Source organism: Devosia sp. CN2-171 (genome assembly GCF_049354815.1).
GTDB lineage: Bacteria > Pseudomonadota > Alphaproteobacteria > Rhizobiales > Devosiaceae > Devosia_A.
The window spans coordinates 3441481-3457811 of record NZ_CP186479.1; the positions used below are offsets into that span (position 1 = coordinate 3441481).

The following is a 16331-nucleotide window of genomic DNA, read 5'->3' on the forward strand; positions in this document are numbered from 1 at the left end:
CGAGTGAGAATTGTCGCCATGAAGGAGGTTCGGGAGGCTCTAGCTCCACTTCGCAGTCCGACCTTCAGGGTTTTCTGGTCAGCCAACCTGGGGGCGACGCTTGGTGCGCTCGTCCAGGCGGTCGGTGCGGCTTGGATGATGGCGACAATCACTCGTTCGGCCGACTTGGTCACTTTGGTACCGGCGGCTGCCGCCGCACCGATTGTGCTGTTCTCTACGGTTTCCGGCGCAATAGCGGATAGTTTCGATCGCCGGAAGGTGATGCTAGCCGCCCAGATTTCCATGCTTGCTACGTCTCTGCTGCTGCTGGCAACGGGGTACCTGGGCCTGCTGACACCGTGGACATTGCTGGGGTTCACGTTCCTGTTGGGTTGCGGCACCGCGCTCCACACGCCGTCCTGGCAGGCGTCATTCGCCGACATGGTGCCGAAGGCTGATCTCCCAGCCGCAGTGGCGCTCAATGGCATGGGTTTCAATATCACACGTGGCATAGGTCCTGCCCTGGGTGGTGCAATCATAGCGGCGTTTGGAGTACTGGCCGCCTTTATGGTGAACGCTGCCAGTTACCTCGGGCTGATCGTTGTGCTTTGGCGGTGGAAGTCTCCGGCACGTTTAAGCCCACTGCCAAGGGAGGGATTGGTTCCGGCAATCGGCGGGGGACTCCGATATGTGGCGATGTCCCCACATCTGCAGGTTATCTTGCTGCGAGCCTTTGTCTTCGGACTATGCGTTATTTCCAGTGTTAGCACTTTTGCCGCTTGTCACGCGTGACCAGCTAGGGGGTGACGCGCTGCTCTACGGCATACTCTTTGGCAGCTTCGGCATTGGCGGCGTCGGCGGCGCCCTGATAAGCAGCAAGCTCCGCCGCCTTATGTCGATCGAATGGTTGGTACGTGCTGCGTTCGCGGGCTTCGCGATTTGCGCGCTAACTCTCGCTGCGAGTCCCTGGGCCGCACTGACGGCGGCTGCTCTTCTGGTGGGTGGCGCCTGGTGGGTCATCGCTCTCACAACCTTCAACATCGGAGTGCAGCTGTCGACACCACGTTGGGTCGTGGGCAGAACTTTATCGCTCTACCACATGGCTTCTTTCGGCGGACAGGCGCTGGGGGCCTGGGTGTGGGGCGTCGTGGCGGCGCAATTCGGCTCCCAGGCCACTCTCGCGGCTGGAGCGGTTGCTATGGTAGCCGGGGCGTTGCTTGGTCTCGGCAGACTGGCGCTGCCGGAGCTGTCGTCTCCAAATCTGGACCCGGCCAATCGCTGGCAGGAACCGAAGGTCGAACTGGACATCGTGCCTCGCAGCGGTCCGATCAAGATCCTGGTCGAGTACCTAGTTGGCGAAGAGAACATCCCCGCGTTTCTTCACGCCATGGCTGAGCGGAGAAGGACACGTCGCCGGAACGGCGCGCGACGTTGGAGTCTCACGCGCGACCTTGAGAATCCGCAGCTTTGGATGGAGTTCTATGCCTTTCCAACCTGGCTCGACTACGTGCGCTACAATCACAGAGTGACCTTCGCGGATGCGGACATTGCCGACCGTATCCGCGGTCTGCACGCCGGCGGCGAACTGCCGCGGATGCATCGGATGATCGAACGGCCGGTCGACTGGCATAACGAGGATCGTGGTTCAGGCGCTCCTACCGATCTGCATTAGTCCACAAGCTTCCATTGCGGTCCCCATCCCCAGCGCAGATGCGCTAACGCGAGTCCTGAAATTGAGCGACCGCAAGCAAACCACTGGCAGCAACTCAATGGGCCTGTTAGCGCACCTTGCCCCCATCTTAGCGTCCGTAACGGTCATCTTTCTGACCACCGGTGCAGCGCTTCCGGCATTGCCGCTCTACATTCACGACAGCCTTGGTTTCGGGGTCTTCGTCGTGGGGCTCGTGTCGGGCGCGCAGTTCGCAGCGGCCCTTCTATCGCGACTGGTAGCGGGCACTCTTTCAGACACTCGCGGGCCTAAGGTCGCGGTTGTTACCGGACTGTTCTTGGCAATCGTCGCGGCCCTTATCTACTTGCTTTCTTTAATCTTGGTCGAGAACCCCACGGCCTCCGTAGCTGTGCTCGTGGCTGGGCGTACGGTCATGGGCGGTGCGGAGAGTTTCGTCATCACTGGTGCGCAGAGCTGGGGTTTGGCCGTGGCCGGACCTGGAAATGCTGGCAAGGTGATTGGGTGGATCGGAACGGCCATGTATATCGCGCTCGCCGTCGGCGCTCCCATCGGCAGCCTTCTATTTGAGGCGTTTGGGTTTGCGGCAATCGCGGTGGTCACACTGGGCGCCTCGACGATCAGCCTGTTGGCGATTGTGCGAGTACCTTCGGAACGACGCGGCCCGAGCAGGGCAAGGAGGTGGAAACCGGTCCTCAGAGCCGTTTGGTTGCCGGGGGTGGGCATGATGGGCGCGAGCCTTGGTTATGGTGCTATGACGGCGTTTTCGGTGCTGCTTTTCGTGCAGCGAGGCTGGGAGCCGGCCTGGCTTCCCTTCACGGCATTCGCCGTCGCTCTGGTTGTTGCCCGGGTAACCTTTGCCGGACTTCCCGATCGCATCGGCGGCGCCAAAACTGCGATGATCTTTGTAATCGTTCAGGCTGCAGGCATGGCCCTCATATGGTTGTCGCCAACGCCGGCTCTTGGGTTCTTTGGAGCCCTTGTCACCGGCCTGGGGTACTCGTTCGTATTCCCCGGCCTCGGGATCGAAGCAGTTCGGAGGGCGCCTGCCGATTCCAAGGGGTCCGCAATGGCGGTGTACACCGCCTTCATAGATGTTGCTCTCGGCATTCTGACGCCGCTGTTGGGACTGCTAGCGGGAGCCTACGGACTGGGCGCGGTCTTTGCCACCAGCGCCGTCCTGGCTCTGTGTACGGTCCCAATAGCCGCGCATCTTCGACGCAGCAGCGATGATGTTGAACCGTCCGAGCAGGTTAGCCCCGAAAGCTGATCACATACCTGTGCGATCCGAACTTCGATGTCGCAGCGCATCCACAATCACTGACATTGCCGGGGACATCTGGCGACGGCTCGGGTAGTAGAGGTAGTACCCAGCGAAAGCAGGCGACCAATCATCAAGCACCTGAATGAGTCTGCCGTCAGTAATATGTCCTGCCACCAAGTCCTCTGGGACGAATGCAACGCCGTAGCCATTTATTGCGGCGTCGATCATGGCGAATGATGTATTGAAGGCGAGTTGGCCCTCTACTCTCACTCGCAGCGATCTTCCGTCCTTCGCAAATTCCCATGCATAAAGGCCACCCGATCTCTCATGGCGGTGGTTCATGCAGCTGTGGTTCACGAGTTCTGGTGGAGAGGCGGGGATCGGATTACGAGCGAAGTAGTCGGGTGATCCGACAGCGACCATCCGCCAGTCTGGCCCAATACGTACCGCAATCATGTCCTTGTCGAGGCTTTCGCCCAGACGCACCCCGGCATCGAAGCGCTCCTCCACTATGTTGCGCAGGCCGTTGTCGATACTGACCTCTAACTGAATATCGGGATAATCGCGCAGTGCCGGGCGCAGTTTCGGCCACACGACGCTCTCGTAGGCATGGTCTGACACGGTAAGGCGTACCACGCCGGACGGCTTGTCGCGCATGGCCATTAGATTTGAGATATCGGCGTCGATCTGGTCCACATGCGGCTGGAGCGATCGCATCAGACGTTCTCCTACCTCCGTAGGCGCGACGCTACGAGTGGTGCGGGTCAAAAGCCGCATCCCCATCCGGGTCTCGAGCTTCTTGATTGTGTGGCTCAGGGTCGACTGCGACGTACCGAGCTTGGCTGCGGCTTTTGTGAAACTGCGCTCGTTCGCAACGGCTAGGAACCAGAGTAGTTCGTTCAGATCTTCACGCTTCATGGCCCGCTCCTTGGCAATTCATATCATGGGTCGATAGGTCCAATCGATTGGATGAGGCTAATCAGCGCAGTGGTCGGTTCCCACCTCTGTCAGCGCAAGAATGAATCCATGAAAAGGAGCAGACGAAAATGACCAAACTTCACGTTGCGTTGGCAATGGCTGCCGCTATGGCGGTCGCGACCCCGGCGTTTGCGCAGGACGACAGCCTCAAACTGCTGTCGGGGGCGTGGCGCATGACTTCCTTGGAAGTCGGCAACGCCGCGGGCGAGCTTGAGCCGATTGAGTATTCCGGGCAGATCGTATTCACCGACGCTGGTACGATGTCTGTGCAGGCCATGAATCCGGATGCCGATGCGGCGGCTACACCGTACACCGCCAACGGCTATGAGGCGTTCTACGGCACGGTTACGATCGATGAGGCCGCGAAAACCTTCGTCGTGACCGTCGAGTCATCTTTGGCGCGCACTATGATCGGGCAGGGCTTCGAGCGCGCATTCCAGGTTTCGGAAGATCAATTGGTTCTAACCCCGACCAACCCGGAGGAAAGCTGGCGCGTCACCTACGAGCGTCAGTAACAAGGCGAGACTCCGCACCAAGCGGAGTCTCCATTCATATCGACAGTCGATAGGTCCATGCGGATATGGGTGACTAATCCGTGTGATCAGGAAGTGTTACTTAGCACAGCCGCTGCGGGTCACCCTCTCCGGCTCAGATGAGCATCGGCTCGGTTTTCAGGCTCCCAAGGTTGCGGTCCGGAATTGGCCAGCGGCGAAGTCTCCAAGAACGAGCGCCAATGAAGATTCGGATAGACCGGCTGCTGAAACGCGGCGAGTTCCCATCACGCATTGAGCTTGTCGAATAGTGACGAAGGGTAGCGCCACCCAAGGCGGCGAAACGCGCGTTGGTCTTGCGCTACCTGCAATGCAACAAATCGAAGGTGGACGATTGTCTGAGAATATTCAGGGCAAAGTGATCGTGATCACCGGCGCTGGTAGCGGCACCGGCGAGGCAGCTGCGCGACATCTGGCTGCACGAGGGGCCAAGGTCGTCCTTGGAGGGCGCCGGGCTGATCGCCTCGACGCTGTAGCTCGCGAGCTTACTGCCAGAGGGCACCAAGCAAAGGCGGTTAAGACCGACGTCACCGATAAGGATCAGGTTAAGGCGCTCGTCGACAGGGCGGTTGAGGCGTTCGGCCGCGTCGACGTGATGCTGAACAATGCCGGCCTAATGCCGCTCGCCCCATTGGAACGGCTGAAAATCGACGAATGGGACCAGATGATCGACGTCAATTTCAAAGGGGTGCTCTACGGCATCGCCGCCGCCCTTCCGCACATGAAGGCGCAGCGATCGGGCCACATCATCAACGTCGCATCAGTCTACGGCCACGTGGTCGGGCCGGACGCCACTGTCTATTGCGCCACCAAGTTCGCCGTACGCGCGCTGTCCGAAGGCCTGCGTCGGGAAGTGAAACCCTACAACATCCGGACGACGATCATTTCGCCCGGTGCTGTCAAGACCGAGCTGCTCGAGCATATCAGCGAGAAGGACATCCAGACCGACACTAAGGAATTCGTCAGCAAGATCGGTCTTCCCGCAGACTCCTTTGCCCGCATGGTCGCCTTCGCCGTCAACGAGCCGGACGATGTCGACGTGAACGAGATCCTATTCCGTCCGACCGCTCAGCCGGGCTGATCGACTAGGTTACGCCTGTCAGTCGACTTCACCAGCAAGAGTGGACGTTTCATGAGCATTACATACGACTTTAGCGAGCAAGTTGCGCTAGTGACCGGCGCCGCCATGGGAATGGGTCTTGCGACTGCGCGGGCTTTTGCCGATGCAGGCGCAGCGGTGACGCTGGCCGACATCGACCAGGCTGCACTGCAAAGCACTGTGGACGAGATCACATCGGCTGGCGGCAAGGCGATCGCCGTGGTGTGCGACGTCACAGACGAGTCCCAGGTCGCGGCGATGGTCGAAAGGACGGTTGCCGAATTCGGCCGTCTGGATGTCGCATTCAACAATGCCGGCATCCAGGTCCCTACGGGTGACTTGGCGGACGTGCCGACAGATGTGTTCGACAGGATAACTGCCGTCAACCTCCGTGGCGTCTGGGCCTGCATGAAGCATGAACTGCTCCAGATGCAGAGGCAGGGCAGGGGCGCGATCGTGAACAATTCGTCCGTCGGCGGGATCCGCGGTGGCGCACAGCTCGCGGCTTACCATGCCACCAAGCACGGTGTGCTCGGCCTGACACGCAGCGCGGGCAAGGAGTACGCAGCGCGTGGCATCCGCATCAACGCAATCTGCCCCGGGGCCACCGATACGCCCATGGTGGCAAAGATGATTGATGATGGCACGTTCTCGATGAGCGGCCTCGAGCAGGGCACGCCGATTGGCCGTATCGCCCGGCCCGAAGAGATCGCCAGCGTTGTGATGTGGCTGTGCAGCCCCGGCGCTTCCTTCATCGTCGGCCACGCCCTCGTCGTGGACGGCGGCTCCACTGCATAACCCAAGGAGAACGCGACAATGCTCGCCACAGTACTTCACGCCCCGGGAGACGTCCGCTTCGAGGACGTCCCCGAACCCAAGATTCTGAAACCTACGGACGCCATCATCAAACTGTCCGCCACCTGCATCTGCGGGTCGGACCTGTGGCCCTATCGCGGGCTACAGCCGGTAAACCAGCCGCAGCACATGGGCCATGAATATTGTGGCGTCGTCGTCGAAGTCGGCAGCGACGTCAAATTGGTCAAGCCGGGCCAGTTCGTGGTTGGCTCGTTCGCAACCTCGGACAATACTTGCCCGCATTGCCAGCACGGTTTCCAGTCGTCGTGCGAACACCGCGAGTTTATGGGGGGTGCTCAGGCGCCCTACGCTCGCGTCCCCAACGCCGACGGTACTCTCGTGGCGACCGCCGAGATGCCGGCTGACGACCTGATACCGAGCCTGCTGGCCGTCTCCGACGTCCTGGGCACCGGCTGGTTCGCCGCCGACGCCGCGCGCGTTCAGCCCGGCTCGGTTGCCGCCGTCGTCGGTGATGGGGCGGTGGGCCTCATGGGTGTGCTTGCCGCCAAGCAGATGGGCGCCGAACGGATTATCGCCATGAGTCGCCACAAGGCACGCCAGGAGCTGGCTCTCGAGTATGGCGCAACCGACATCGTCACCGAGCGTGGCGACGAAGGTGTCGCAGCGATCAAGCGGCTCACGAAGGGCGTGGGCGCCGACTCCGTGCTCGAATGCGTGGGAACGAACGAGTCCATGTTCCAGGCGATCAACGCTGCGCGACCCGGTGGCTCGATCGGGTTCGTCGGCGTGCCGCATGGTGTCGAGCTCAGTGGCGAGTTCCTGTTCTTCGCGCAGAAGAACCTGCTTGGTGGACCTGCCCCAGTGCGCCGGTTTCTGCCGCACCTGATGGACCTGGTGCTCACGCGCAAGATCAACCCCGGAAAGGTGTTCGACCAGGTTCTGCCGATCGCTGACGTAGCCGAAGGCTACAAGGCGATGGACGAACGCCGCGCCATCAAGACGCTGCTGCGCGTCTGACCGGGCGGTGCCATGAACAGATGGCCGGCGGACGAGCTGCGGCGCATCGCCGAGGCAGATGACCTGCATGTCTCCCCGTTCCGCGCGGATGGGGTGACATACGGGACGCCGACCTGGATCTGGTCGGTGGCTGTCGACGGCGAACTCTACGTGAGGGCTTATTACGGCCGCAGCTCGCGCTGGCACCAGTCGGAGATACAGCAAGGGGCCGGCAGGATCATTGCTGCCGGTCTCACCCGGGAGGTCGCATTCGAACCGGTCGAGGGGCCGATAGACCACCGCATCGATGCGGCCTACAAGGCGAAATACGGGACTAGCCCATACCTCGCCCGTATGATCGGTGAGCGAGCCCGCGCCGCGACCGTGAGGGTCAAGCCCAAAGCCCCGAATAGACCGACCACCCGTCCCGAGACGTGACATCGTTGGTGCACACTGGCGCCGGGCCAGCCTCGCCTGTCCGGTGTCTCACGAGGCGTGGGCAGGCGGCGCCACCCCGTATCCACTTATCGGCTCCACGCATAAGCGCTAGCGATCTAGACGGGCTTATTGCCGTGGAAATAGCACCCATCTGGGAACGGACGGCAAATCACTCCCAGCGAGGAAGAGACCCATGATCAGATCCCTGCTTGCCTTTGGCATCGTCCTGACGTTCGCGCCAGGCCTTCCGGCCCTTGCACAGACCCCGGTGGAGTCGAGACCACCAAACGCCGTTGGGCAGCAGCCGCAGTTGCCCGATCAAACGCGGGCGCCGCTGCCGGCGGTCGTGACGGAGCCTCAGTTATCCGTGATCGCCCGCGAACTTCCCCAGCTCTGGGCCCTCGAGTTTCTGCCTGATGGGGCCATGCTCGTGACGGCTAAGGAAGGGCGGCTGTTCATCGTCAACGGCGAGGGCATAGTTGGCCCGGATATCGGCGGCGTTCCGCAAGTTGATGCTGCCGGCCAGGGCGGCCTTCTCGACGTAGCGTTGGCGCCTGACTTCGAAACCAGCAATCAGGTGTTCTTCTCCTATGCGGAGCCGCGAGAAGGCGGGAACGGCACCTCGGTCGCTAGGGCTACTCTCGTCCGCGATAGCAATGGAGGTGGGCATCTAGAGGGACTGGAGGTCATTTTCAGGCAGATGCCCAGCTATGCCAGCACTAGCCACTTCGGGTCGCGCCTTGCCTTTTCGCCCGATGGTGCTCTCTTTATCACGGTCGGCGAGCGCTACGACGCGAGCGTACGTGTGGAGGCCCAGGACGTCGGCAGTGGGATCGGAAAAGTTTTCCGTGTCGACCGCAACGGCGCTGCCATTGCTGACAACCCCTTCGTCGGCACGGCTGACGCGCTTCCCGAGGTCTGGAGCCTGGGCCATCGCAACATGCAATCCGCCGCGATCGACTCCCAAGGCCGGCTGTGGACGGTGGAGCACGGGCCGCGAGGGGGAGATGAGTTGAACATGCCGGAGGCCGGCAAGAACTACGGCTGGCCGGAGGTGACTTACGGTATCGACTATAGCGGGGACCCCATCGGCGAGGGTATAACCGCCCAGACCGGCACCGAGCAGCCTGTCTACTACTGGGATCCTGTCATCGCACCATCCGGAATGGCGTACTACGAGGGCACTATGTTCCCCGAGTGGAGCGGAGCATTTCTCGTCGGTGGCCTCGTCGCCCAATCCGTCGTCGTCCTGCACATGGGCAACGATCGGGTCGTGGCCGAGGAGCGGGTGCCCCTCGGCGCCAGGGTAAGGGACGTTAAGGTCGCGCCCGATGGCTCGATCGTGGTGATCACGGAGCGCCGCGGGCAAGGTTCCGAAATCGTTCGGCTGACCGCCACGCCGTGACGATCTGATCACGCTCCAAGCGCACACGGATGTTTCGCATTTTCGTAGCCGGCTCGACGGTTGGCCTTGGGCTGCTCACTGGCCAGAAACTAGTCGAACTGGGCCACGAAGTCGTGTTCCACGCGCGCTGTCCTGCGCGCGTGGACGAAGTCAAGCGGGCATTCCCGGAGGCAAACAGCATTGTAGTTGGCGACCTCCATACTATCGCGGGGCGCACGACGTTGCCGAGCAGGCCAATGCCATTGGACCGATGAGTGCCGTGGTCCACAATGCGGGGATTGGTTACGGCGGCGGACCATTGCAGGTGGCGGATAGCCTGCCGGCGATTTTCGCGGTCAACTTGCTGGCTCCTTACGTCCTCACCGCTATCATGCAACGCCCCAGCGGCTCATCTACCTCCGTTCCGGTATGCAACGCGTCGAGCCACATCTCGAGGACGCTGTGTGGCGGAGTCGACATGTAGCTGCCCGACGGCGTATTCCGAAAGCAAGCTTGACCTAACGATGCTGTGCTTCGCCGTCGCTCGCTTGAGGCCTGACACAACGTCGAACGCCGTGGATCCGGGCTGGGTGCCGACTGGCATGGGCGGTCGCGGCGCGCCGGATGATCTCGCAGAGGGTTACGCCACCCAGGTCGTGCTCGCCCCCGCGGCTGACGCACCCTCGCTGGCCTCACGGGTGAGTACCTGTACCAAATGGCTGTTCGGCAGCCGGACGGGGGCACTCGCGACACGGCGATGCAAGACCAGCTGCTCGAACTCTGCGAAAGGCTCTCGGGCGTAGAGATCTAGCGGGGCGCCGAGGCATTGCTACCCCTCATGAACTCCGCTCACTGGTTCACGCGGATAACGGCATTTACTCACTCGCCAATGCGCCTCTCATACTCATATTGGCTAACGGGAGCAGACGATGGAACGCCAAGCACTTGGCAAGGGCGCATTTACAGTTTCGGCAATCGGCCTGGGGTGCATGGGGAAGCCATTCCTACGCACCGTTCCCTGACCGATCGCGGTCGATAGCCCTGAGGGGTGTTGACGGACGTTCCGACATTCGCGCTCAACATCGCGTCCGAGATTGAACGCTTCAGCGCAATCCAACGCAGGCTAATGCGACAAAGCAAGGCGAAATCGATTCCCTAATTGGCCAGGCTTTGGTCGCCCTGTTACTCGCGCTCTATTCGGGTGGCCCTTGGCGTACATCATTGCCTCCGACGCCATTGCACCGCTGGATGCGGTAGAATTCACGAGATATCCTGACTTTGCGCTGGTGCCCGCTGCGGATGACTACCGACAAGTTACAGCACGCTCGGGGCACGCCACCTTATAGATGCCTAGGTTCACAATCCCGCGACGACCTTTGCAGGGGCTCCTGCGGTTTGAGCTCCTATTTGCGCGTTATCGTCCCAAAGTCCGCCGCTTTTCGAGCGCATCGCGTCGTATCGTGCACCGATTACCCTAAATCGGCGAAGAGCCTTATCGGCTCTTGAGGGTTAATCTTGCTACGACCCGACCATAGGCTTTGCCACCTTGACTGTGATTACGAACCGTCAGCGACGGTCGGCATCCAGCGTAGCCTAGGAGGCTTGCCTTGTCGGAACCGAATGATTTCAAGATCACTCGACGCGATCTGATCGCCGCTGGAGCAGCGCTGTCGATTTCTCCTCTAAGCGCCAACGTAGCGGCTCAGTCACCACCAGTGCAGAGAGCACTGGAGCCAACCCACGGCGGATCGGTATCGCTCCTTGTAAACGGGCAACGGCAGCAGCTGGATCTAGATAATCGCACGTCGCTGTTGGACGCTCTTCGAGAACACCTGCACCTGACGGGCACCAAGAAAGGGTGTGACCACGGCCAGTGCGGTGCCTGCACGGTGATTGTCGATGGGCAAAGGATCAATTCATGCCTGACGCTGGCCGTCATGCATGAGGGTGCAGAGGTGACCACAGTCGAGGGCCTGGGGACTCCGGCATCGCTGCACCCGATGCAGCAGGCTTTTGTCGATCACGACGGATTTCAGTGCGGGTACTGCACCCCTGGCCAGATTTGCTCCGCCGTTTCTGTTCTGGCGGAAATCGAAGCAGGCGTCCCCAGCCACGTGACCGAAGATCTGGCCCAGCCTCCGCAAGTGACAGCTGCAGAAATCCGCGAGCGAATGAGCGGCAACATCTGCAGATGCGGCGCCTACGTGAACATTCTCGATGCCATAACCGACGTTGCGGAGGCGCGCGCATGAAACCGTTCAGCTATCAGAGAGCCGCGACGACCTCCGAAGCGGCGCAAGCCGTACTCGCCAATGATGGCGCTAAGTTCATTGCCGGCGGAACCAACCTGCTCGACCTGATGAAGCTCGAGATCGAAAGTCCGGCGCACCTTGTCGACATTACGGGTCTCGGCCTCGACGAGGTTGAGGATACAGCCGAGGGTGGGCTGCGCATCGGTGCATTGGTGCGCAATACCGCGCTGGCATCGCACCCTCGGGTCATGCGCGACTACAGTCTACTCACACGCGCTCTGGTCGCCGGCGCGTCCGGCCAACTGCGCAACAAGGCCACGACGGCCGGCAATCTGCTGCAGCGCACACGCTGCCCCTATTTCTACGATACGAACCAGCCGTGCAACAAACGTACCCCTGGCAGCGGCTGTTCGGCCATCGAGGGCTTCAGCCGTATGCTCGCCGTTGTTGGTGGCAGCCAATCGTGCATCGCCACCCATCCCAGTGACATGGCGGTAGCCATGCGGGCGCTCGACGCCACCATAGAGACCGTATCTCCGAACGGCACGACGCGCTTGATCCCAATTGAGGAGCTTCACGCGCCTTCCGGCGACACGCCGCACATCGAAACCGTGCTTGAGCGAGGCGAGTTGATAACCGCCGTTATCCTGCCGCCTCCGGTAGGCGGCCGTCACGTCTACTACAAGGTGCGCGATCGGGCCTCGTATGCCTTCGCGCTCGTGTCGGTGGGGTTAATCCTGGCCGAGGACGGCACGGGCCGTGTTGCGCTCGGGGGCGTCGCTCCCCGGCCATGGCGAAGTACACAGGCCGATGCCGCACTTCCATCAGGTGCGCAGGCAACTATGGATCTCTTGCTGGCAGATGCCAACCCAACTCACGAGAACGCATTCAAGATCGAGCTGGCGACACGCACGTTGACCGGTCTACTGGGACAGGCGGGAGCATGAAATGAGATTTGATCCCACACAAACCAGCAATCCGATCGACCAGATGCGCGTCGTCGGGCAGCCGATCACTCGTATCGACGGTCCCCTCAAAACGGCCGGTACCGCACGCTACGCCTACGAGCGGCACGACGTCATCGCCGATGCTGCTTATGGGTATCCCGTGGGTGCCTCAATCCCCAAGGGCCGAATTTTGTCCATGGATACCGCCGCCGCCGCAGCAGCCCCCGGCGTATTTGGAGTTATTGCTGCCCCCGACTTCAACGATGTTGGCAAGGGCATGTTCAACGTCGCGCAGCTCTTCGGCGGATCGCAGATTCAGCACTATCACCAAGCCATCGCTCTGGTGGTCGCAGAGACCTTCGAGCAGGCCCGAGCCGCGGCGGCCATGATCACGGTCGAATACGCAGGGGAGGAGGGCGCTTTCGACCTGCGGGAAGCCTTTGCGGGTTTCGACATGGATGCGGTGGAGCCATCAACCAATTTGGGTGACTTCGAAGCTGCTTTCGCTTCGGCGCCGCATACCGTTGACCAGGAGTACACCACTCCCAACCAGACACACGCGATGATGGAGCCGCATGCGACGCTTGCCTATTGGGAAGGCGATCAAGTGACGCTGTGGACGTCCAACCAGATGATCACATTCGGCAAAGGTGACCTGGCGACAACGCTGGGCATAGACGTCAGCCAACTGCGTATGGTGTCGCCCTTCGTGGGGGGCGGCTTTGGCGGCAAGCTGTGGCTTCGGTCGGATGCGATTCTGGCAGCCCTCGCCGCCCGCCAGTTCGGACGAGCAGTAAAGGTTGCCTTGCCTCGTCCATTCATGGCTAACAACACCACTCATCGTTCTGCCACTATCCAGCGGCTTCGCCTCGGCGCCACTTCGGATGGACGTTTGCAGGCTTTTTCGCACGAGTGCTTCTCCGGCAATCTGCCTGGCGGCAGAGGGGAGGATGGAACGGGACAAAGCGCATGGCTGTACGCTGGCGCCAATCGTTTCATTGTCAACCGCAAGGCAGATCTAGACCTGCCCGAAGGCAGTGATATGCGTGCGCCTGGCGAGGCTCCGGGTCTGATGGCGCTCGAGGTCGCTATGGATGAGCTGGCAGAAGCCGTGGGCATCGATCCTGTGCAACTGCGGCTGGTCAACGACACTCTTCAGACTCCTGTGGACCCGACACAGCAATTCCCAAGCCGGCATTTGGCGGAGTGTCTCCGCTTGGGCGCCGAGCGGTTTGGGTGGTCGAACCGAAATGCTGTACCGGCCAGCTCTAGGGAAGGCGACTGGCTGATCGGCACGGGCATGGCAGCCGGGTTTCGAGGCAATTTTGTCGGGGCATCGGGTGCTCGCGTAATGCTTCGAACCGACGGGTCGCTGCTGGTCGCCGCGGACCAGACCGACATCGGTACGGGAAGTTACACCATCATCGCCCAGACCGCAGCAGAGATGCTTGGATTAGGTGTCGATCAGGTGGCGGTCATGCTGGGCGATTCAGATTTTCCATCGGCGTGGGGTTCAGGCGGGCAAGCCGGTGCCAACAGTTCGACGTCAGGGGTTTACGCTGCCTGCGTCACATTGCGGAACGCAATCGCCGAGAAACTGGGCTTCGACGCGGCCGCCGCAAGGTTCGAGAACGGGACTGTAATATTTGGCGATCGACAGGTGCCACTGGTCGAGGCGGTGGCCGATGGCGAGATCACGGTTGAGGATCGTATGGAGTACGACCGAGAACGTGGAAACCCGGCGCACGCCACTTATGCCGCACATTTCGCCGAGGTTGCGGTTCACGCGCTCACTGGCGAGATCCGGATGCGGCGTCTGGTAGCCGCCTGCGATGCCGGCCGAATACTCAACCCCATCACAGCGCGAAGCCAAGTGTTGGGAGGGATGGTCATGGGGATAGGAGCAGCTCTTATGGAAGAGCTGGCGGTTGACTCGCGTCGCGGGTTCTTTGTCAACCACGATTTGGCCGGCTACGAGGTTCCTGTTCACGCCGACATGGGCGAGATGGAGGTGATCTTCGTTGGCGAGGCCGACCCTACCTCATCGGCAATGAAGGCCAAGGGGATAGGCGAACTCGGTCTGTGCGGTGTCAGCGCAGCCATCGCAAACGCCGTCTACAATGCCACCGGCGTGCGCGTGCGAAGCTATCCCATCACGCTCGACAAGCATCTGTCTCAACTTCCGGCTCACTGACAGATGCTTGATTGTCCGGCACGAACCGACCCGACAAGGGGGATGGAGGCAAGCCCGTTCATCTTTCTCGGCGATGCGCTGGCGCAAGGCCTGCAAGGTGCGCTCTTGACGATCACGCGCGTCGAGGGAGGTGGTCCTCGTCCCGTTGGCACCCACATGGCCGTCCTCTCGGACGGCCGCTACTCGGGCTATCTGTCGGGTGGCTGTGTCGAGCCAGCCGTCGCCGCAGAGGTCAAGCTTTGCCTTGCGAGGGGAAAGGACGAGCTGTTGCGGTTTGGTGCCGGCTCGCCCTTCTTTGATATCCGCTTTCCCTGTGGCGGGGGAATAGAAGTCCTCGTCCATGTGCGCCCGGATCCAGCAATGATCGACCGCGTGCTCCGCGCACTTGAACGTCGCACTCCTTTCAACATTGTGTTTGATCCGGCAGCGGGGAGCGCAGAAGTTCAGCCTTTCCATCGCCCGCAAGGTTGGCACGGGGAAACGTTCACTCGAGCGGTCCGACCCCGCACGCGCTTGCTTCTCGTTGGTCGTGGACCCGAGCTCGAAACTCTCGCCAGGGTCGGGATTGCGGCCGACTTCGACGTCGTCGTTGCAACGCCTGATGCCGCCTTGATGAGCGACTACCCGCAGAGGATCGAACTTTCTAGCTCCAGTATGGATTGGAAGCCGCCTATCGATCCTTGGACGGCGACAGTGCTGCTGTTCCATCAGCACGAATGGGAGGATCCCATCCTGCGGCGCGTGCTGATTGAGCCAGGCTTCTACCTTGGCGCTCTCGGCAGCCGCCGCACGCATGAAGGTCGACGTATCCGCTTGCTCGGAGCAGGGCTGCCAGGCGAGATGGTCGATCGCATCCGCGGCCCAATCGGGTGGCTGCCCCAGTCGCGCGATCCGGCAACGCTTGCCCTGTCGGTGCTTGCAGAAATTTCGGCATCGCGTGCTGAATTTGACGCCATGGATTTGCCTGTTGCGACGGCCGCACCTTAATGATGAAGGACTTTGTGGCGGTTGTGCTGGCAGCCGGCCGTTCAAGCGGACTGGTTCAGTCAACAAGCTTGCCAATTCGTGGCAAGGGCGGCCTTTGCTAGACCATCTGCTCCGCACGATTGCGGAAGCCGACTTTGCCGACTGTATCGTCGTGACGGGGGCGGCCTATCGCTCAGACATATTCGGCCTCCTGGCACGCGCCCCACACGCGAGAGAGGCGTTCAATCAGGATGCCGATCAGGGTATGGGAACTTCGATCGCAGTTGGGATAGCCGCGATCGCCGGCGCTCCGTTGGGTGCATTCATTTGCCTGGGGGATATGCCTTTGGTCACGACGAGTGATTTCGGCAATCTGGCCGCAGCACTTACCCGCGAGGTCACCGTTGTCAGGCCAACCTATAACGGTCTTCCAGGTCACCCGGTGCTGTTCGGGCGCCGGCATTTCGGACAACTAGCCCGGCTAGAAGGCGATACAGGGGCATCGTCCATCATCGCGAACCTGCCGGAGGGGCTTTGCTGGAGATAGCTTCGCCTCACGATGGGGTTGTCCATGACTTTGATCACCTGGATGACTTCGCTTGATTTGCGTTTCACGTGTGGAGTCCATGTGGATCGCTGCCGTCCTGTTTCGATCGGATGGCAAAACTGTCATACGATGTGTTTGAGATTAATTTGCTCCGTAACGAGCGCTGTGAGGTCGGATGCCGACAGGTCGGGCTGCTCGTGAGGCTCAATTGGGCTGGCTGAGTAGCGAGCGTC

General features: G+C 61.2%; 13 protein-coding genes and 1 pseudogene. 13 read left to right on the forward strand and 1 reads right to left on the reverse strand.

The genetic code is table 11. The annotated features are described in order from the left end of the window. The first annotated feature begins 18 nt into the window (after nucleotides 1–18). Together ACOYW5_RS17085 and ACOYW5_RS17090 are read left to right on the forward strand one after the other, a co-directional pair. Nucleotides 19–1651: pseudogene (locus ACOYW5_RS17085) on the forward strand (MFS transporter). Between the two features lie 61 nt (nucleotides 1652–1712). Then, nucleotides 1713–2936 carry an arabinose transporter gene (locus ACOYW5_RS17090; RefSeq protein ID WP_423066094.1) on the forward strand — a complete coding sequence of 408 codons (1224 nt, stop codon included), beginning with the start codon at nucleotides 1713–1715 and terminating at the stop codon, nucleotides 2934–2936. Here ACOYW5_RS17090 and ACOYW5_RS17095 read toward each other — a convergent pair whose 3' ends face one another. Then, complete coding sequence (locus ACOYW5_RS17095; RefSeq protein ID WP_423066095.1) at nucleotides 2937–3848, reverse strand: LysR family transcriptional regulator; 912 nt, start codon at nucleotides 3846–3848, stop codon at nucleotides 2937–2939. Nucleotides 3849–3976: 128 nt separating this feature from the next. Between ACOYW5_RS17095 and ACOYW5_RS17100 the strand changes: the two genes are divergently transcribed. The 11 genes from ACOYW5_RS17100 to ACOYW5_RS17150 all read left to right on the forward strand — a co-directional run bounded on the left by ACOYW5_RS17100 (nucleotide 3977) and on the right by ACOYW5_RS17150 (nucleotide 16098). Then, entirely contained in the window at nucleotides 3977–4423 is a 447-nt protein-coding gene (locus ACOYW5_RS17100) for a lipocalin-like domain-containing protein (protein ID WP_423066096.1), read from the forward strand. Between the two features lie 346 nt (nucleotides 4424–4769). Next, nucleotides 4770–5540, forward strand: coding sequence for an SDR family oxidoreductase (locus ACOYW5_RS17105; RefSeq protein ID WP_423066097.1), 771 nt, complete (start codon nucleotides 4770–4772; stop codon nucleotides 5538–5540). A 51-nt stretch (nucleotides 5541–5591) separates the two neighbouring features. Continuing rightward, a complete protein-coding gene (locus ACOYW5_RS17110) occupies nucleotides 5592–6356 on the forward strand; it encodes a glucose 1-dehydrogenase (protein WP_423066098.1) in 765 nt (254 codons plus the stop codon). Between the two features lie 18 nt (nucleotides 6357–6374). Further along, nucleotides 6375–7391, forward strand: coding sequence for a zinc-dependent alcohol dehydrogenase family protein (locus tag ACOYW5_RS17115; protein ID WP_423066099.1), 1017 nt, complete (start codon nucleotides 6375–6377; stop codon nucleotides 7389–7391). Between the two features lie 12 nt (nucleotides 7392–7403). Beyond that, nucleotides 7404–7808 (forward strand): DUF2255 family protein, encoded by a 405-nt coding sequence (locus ACOYW5_RS17120; RefSeq protein WP_423066100.1) that lies wholly within the window; start codon nucleotides 7404–7406, stop codon nucleotides 7806–7808. A 193-nt stretch (nucleotides 7809–8001) separates the two neighbouring features. Then, nucleotides 8002–9213 (forward strand): PQQ-dependent sugar dehydrogenase, encoded by a 1212-nt coding sequence (locus tag ACOYW5_RS17125; protein ID WP_423066101.1) that lies wholly within the window; start codon nucleotides 8002–8004, stop codon nucleotides 9211–9213. A gap of 1586 nt (nucleotides 9214–10799) precedes the next feature. After that, entirely contained in the window at nucleotides 10800–11444 is a 645-nt protein-coding gene (gene paoA, locus ACOYW5_RS17130) for an aldehyde dehydrogenase iron-sulfur subunit PaoA (RefSeq protein ID WP_423066102.1), read from the forward strand. After that, nucleotides 11441–12391: an FAD binding domain-containing protein gene (locus ACOYW5_RS17135; protein WP_423066103.1), complete on the forward strand. Its 951-nt coding sequence runs from the start codon at nucleotides 11441–11443 to the stop codon at nucleotides 12389–12391. The genes paoA and ACOYW5_RS17135 overlap by 4 nt, the downstream gene beginning before the upstream one ends. Nucleotide 12392: 1 nt before the next feature. Then, complete coding sequence (locus tag ACOYW5_RS17140) at nucleotides 12393–14585, forward strand: molybdopterin cofactor-binding domain-containing protein (RefSeq protein WP_423066104.1); 2193 nt, start codon at nucleotides 12393–12395, stop codon at nucleotides 14583–14585. 42 nt (nucleotides 14586–14627) lie between these two features. After that, nucleotides 14628–15572: an XdhC family protein gene (locus ACOYW5_RS17145; RefSeq protein WP_423066105.1), complete on the forward strand. Its 945-nt coding sequence runs from the start codon at nucleotides 14628–14630 to the stop codon at nucleotides 15570–15572. Further along, nucleotides 15553–16098: a nucleotidyltransferase family protein gene (locus ACOYW5_RS17150; RefSeq protein WP_423066106.1), complete on the forward strand. Its 546-nt coding sequence runs from the start codon at nucleotides 15553–15555 to the stop codon at nucleotides 16096–16098. The genes ACOYW5_RS17145 and ACOYW5_RS17150 overlap by 20 nt, the downstream gene beginning before the upstream one ends. Nucleotides 16099–16331 lie beyond the last annotated feature (233 nt).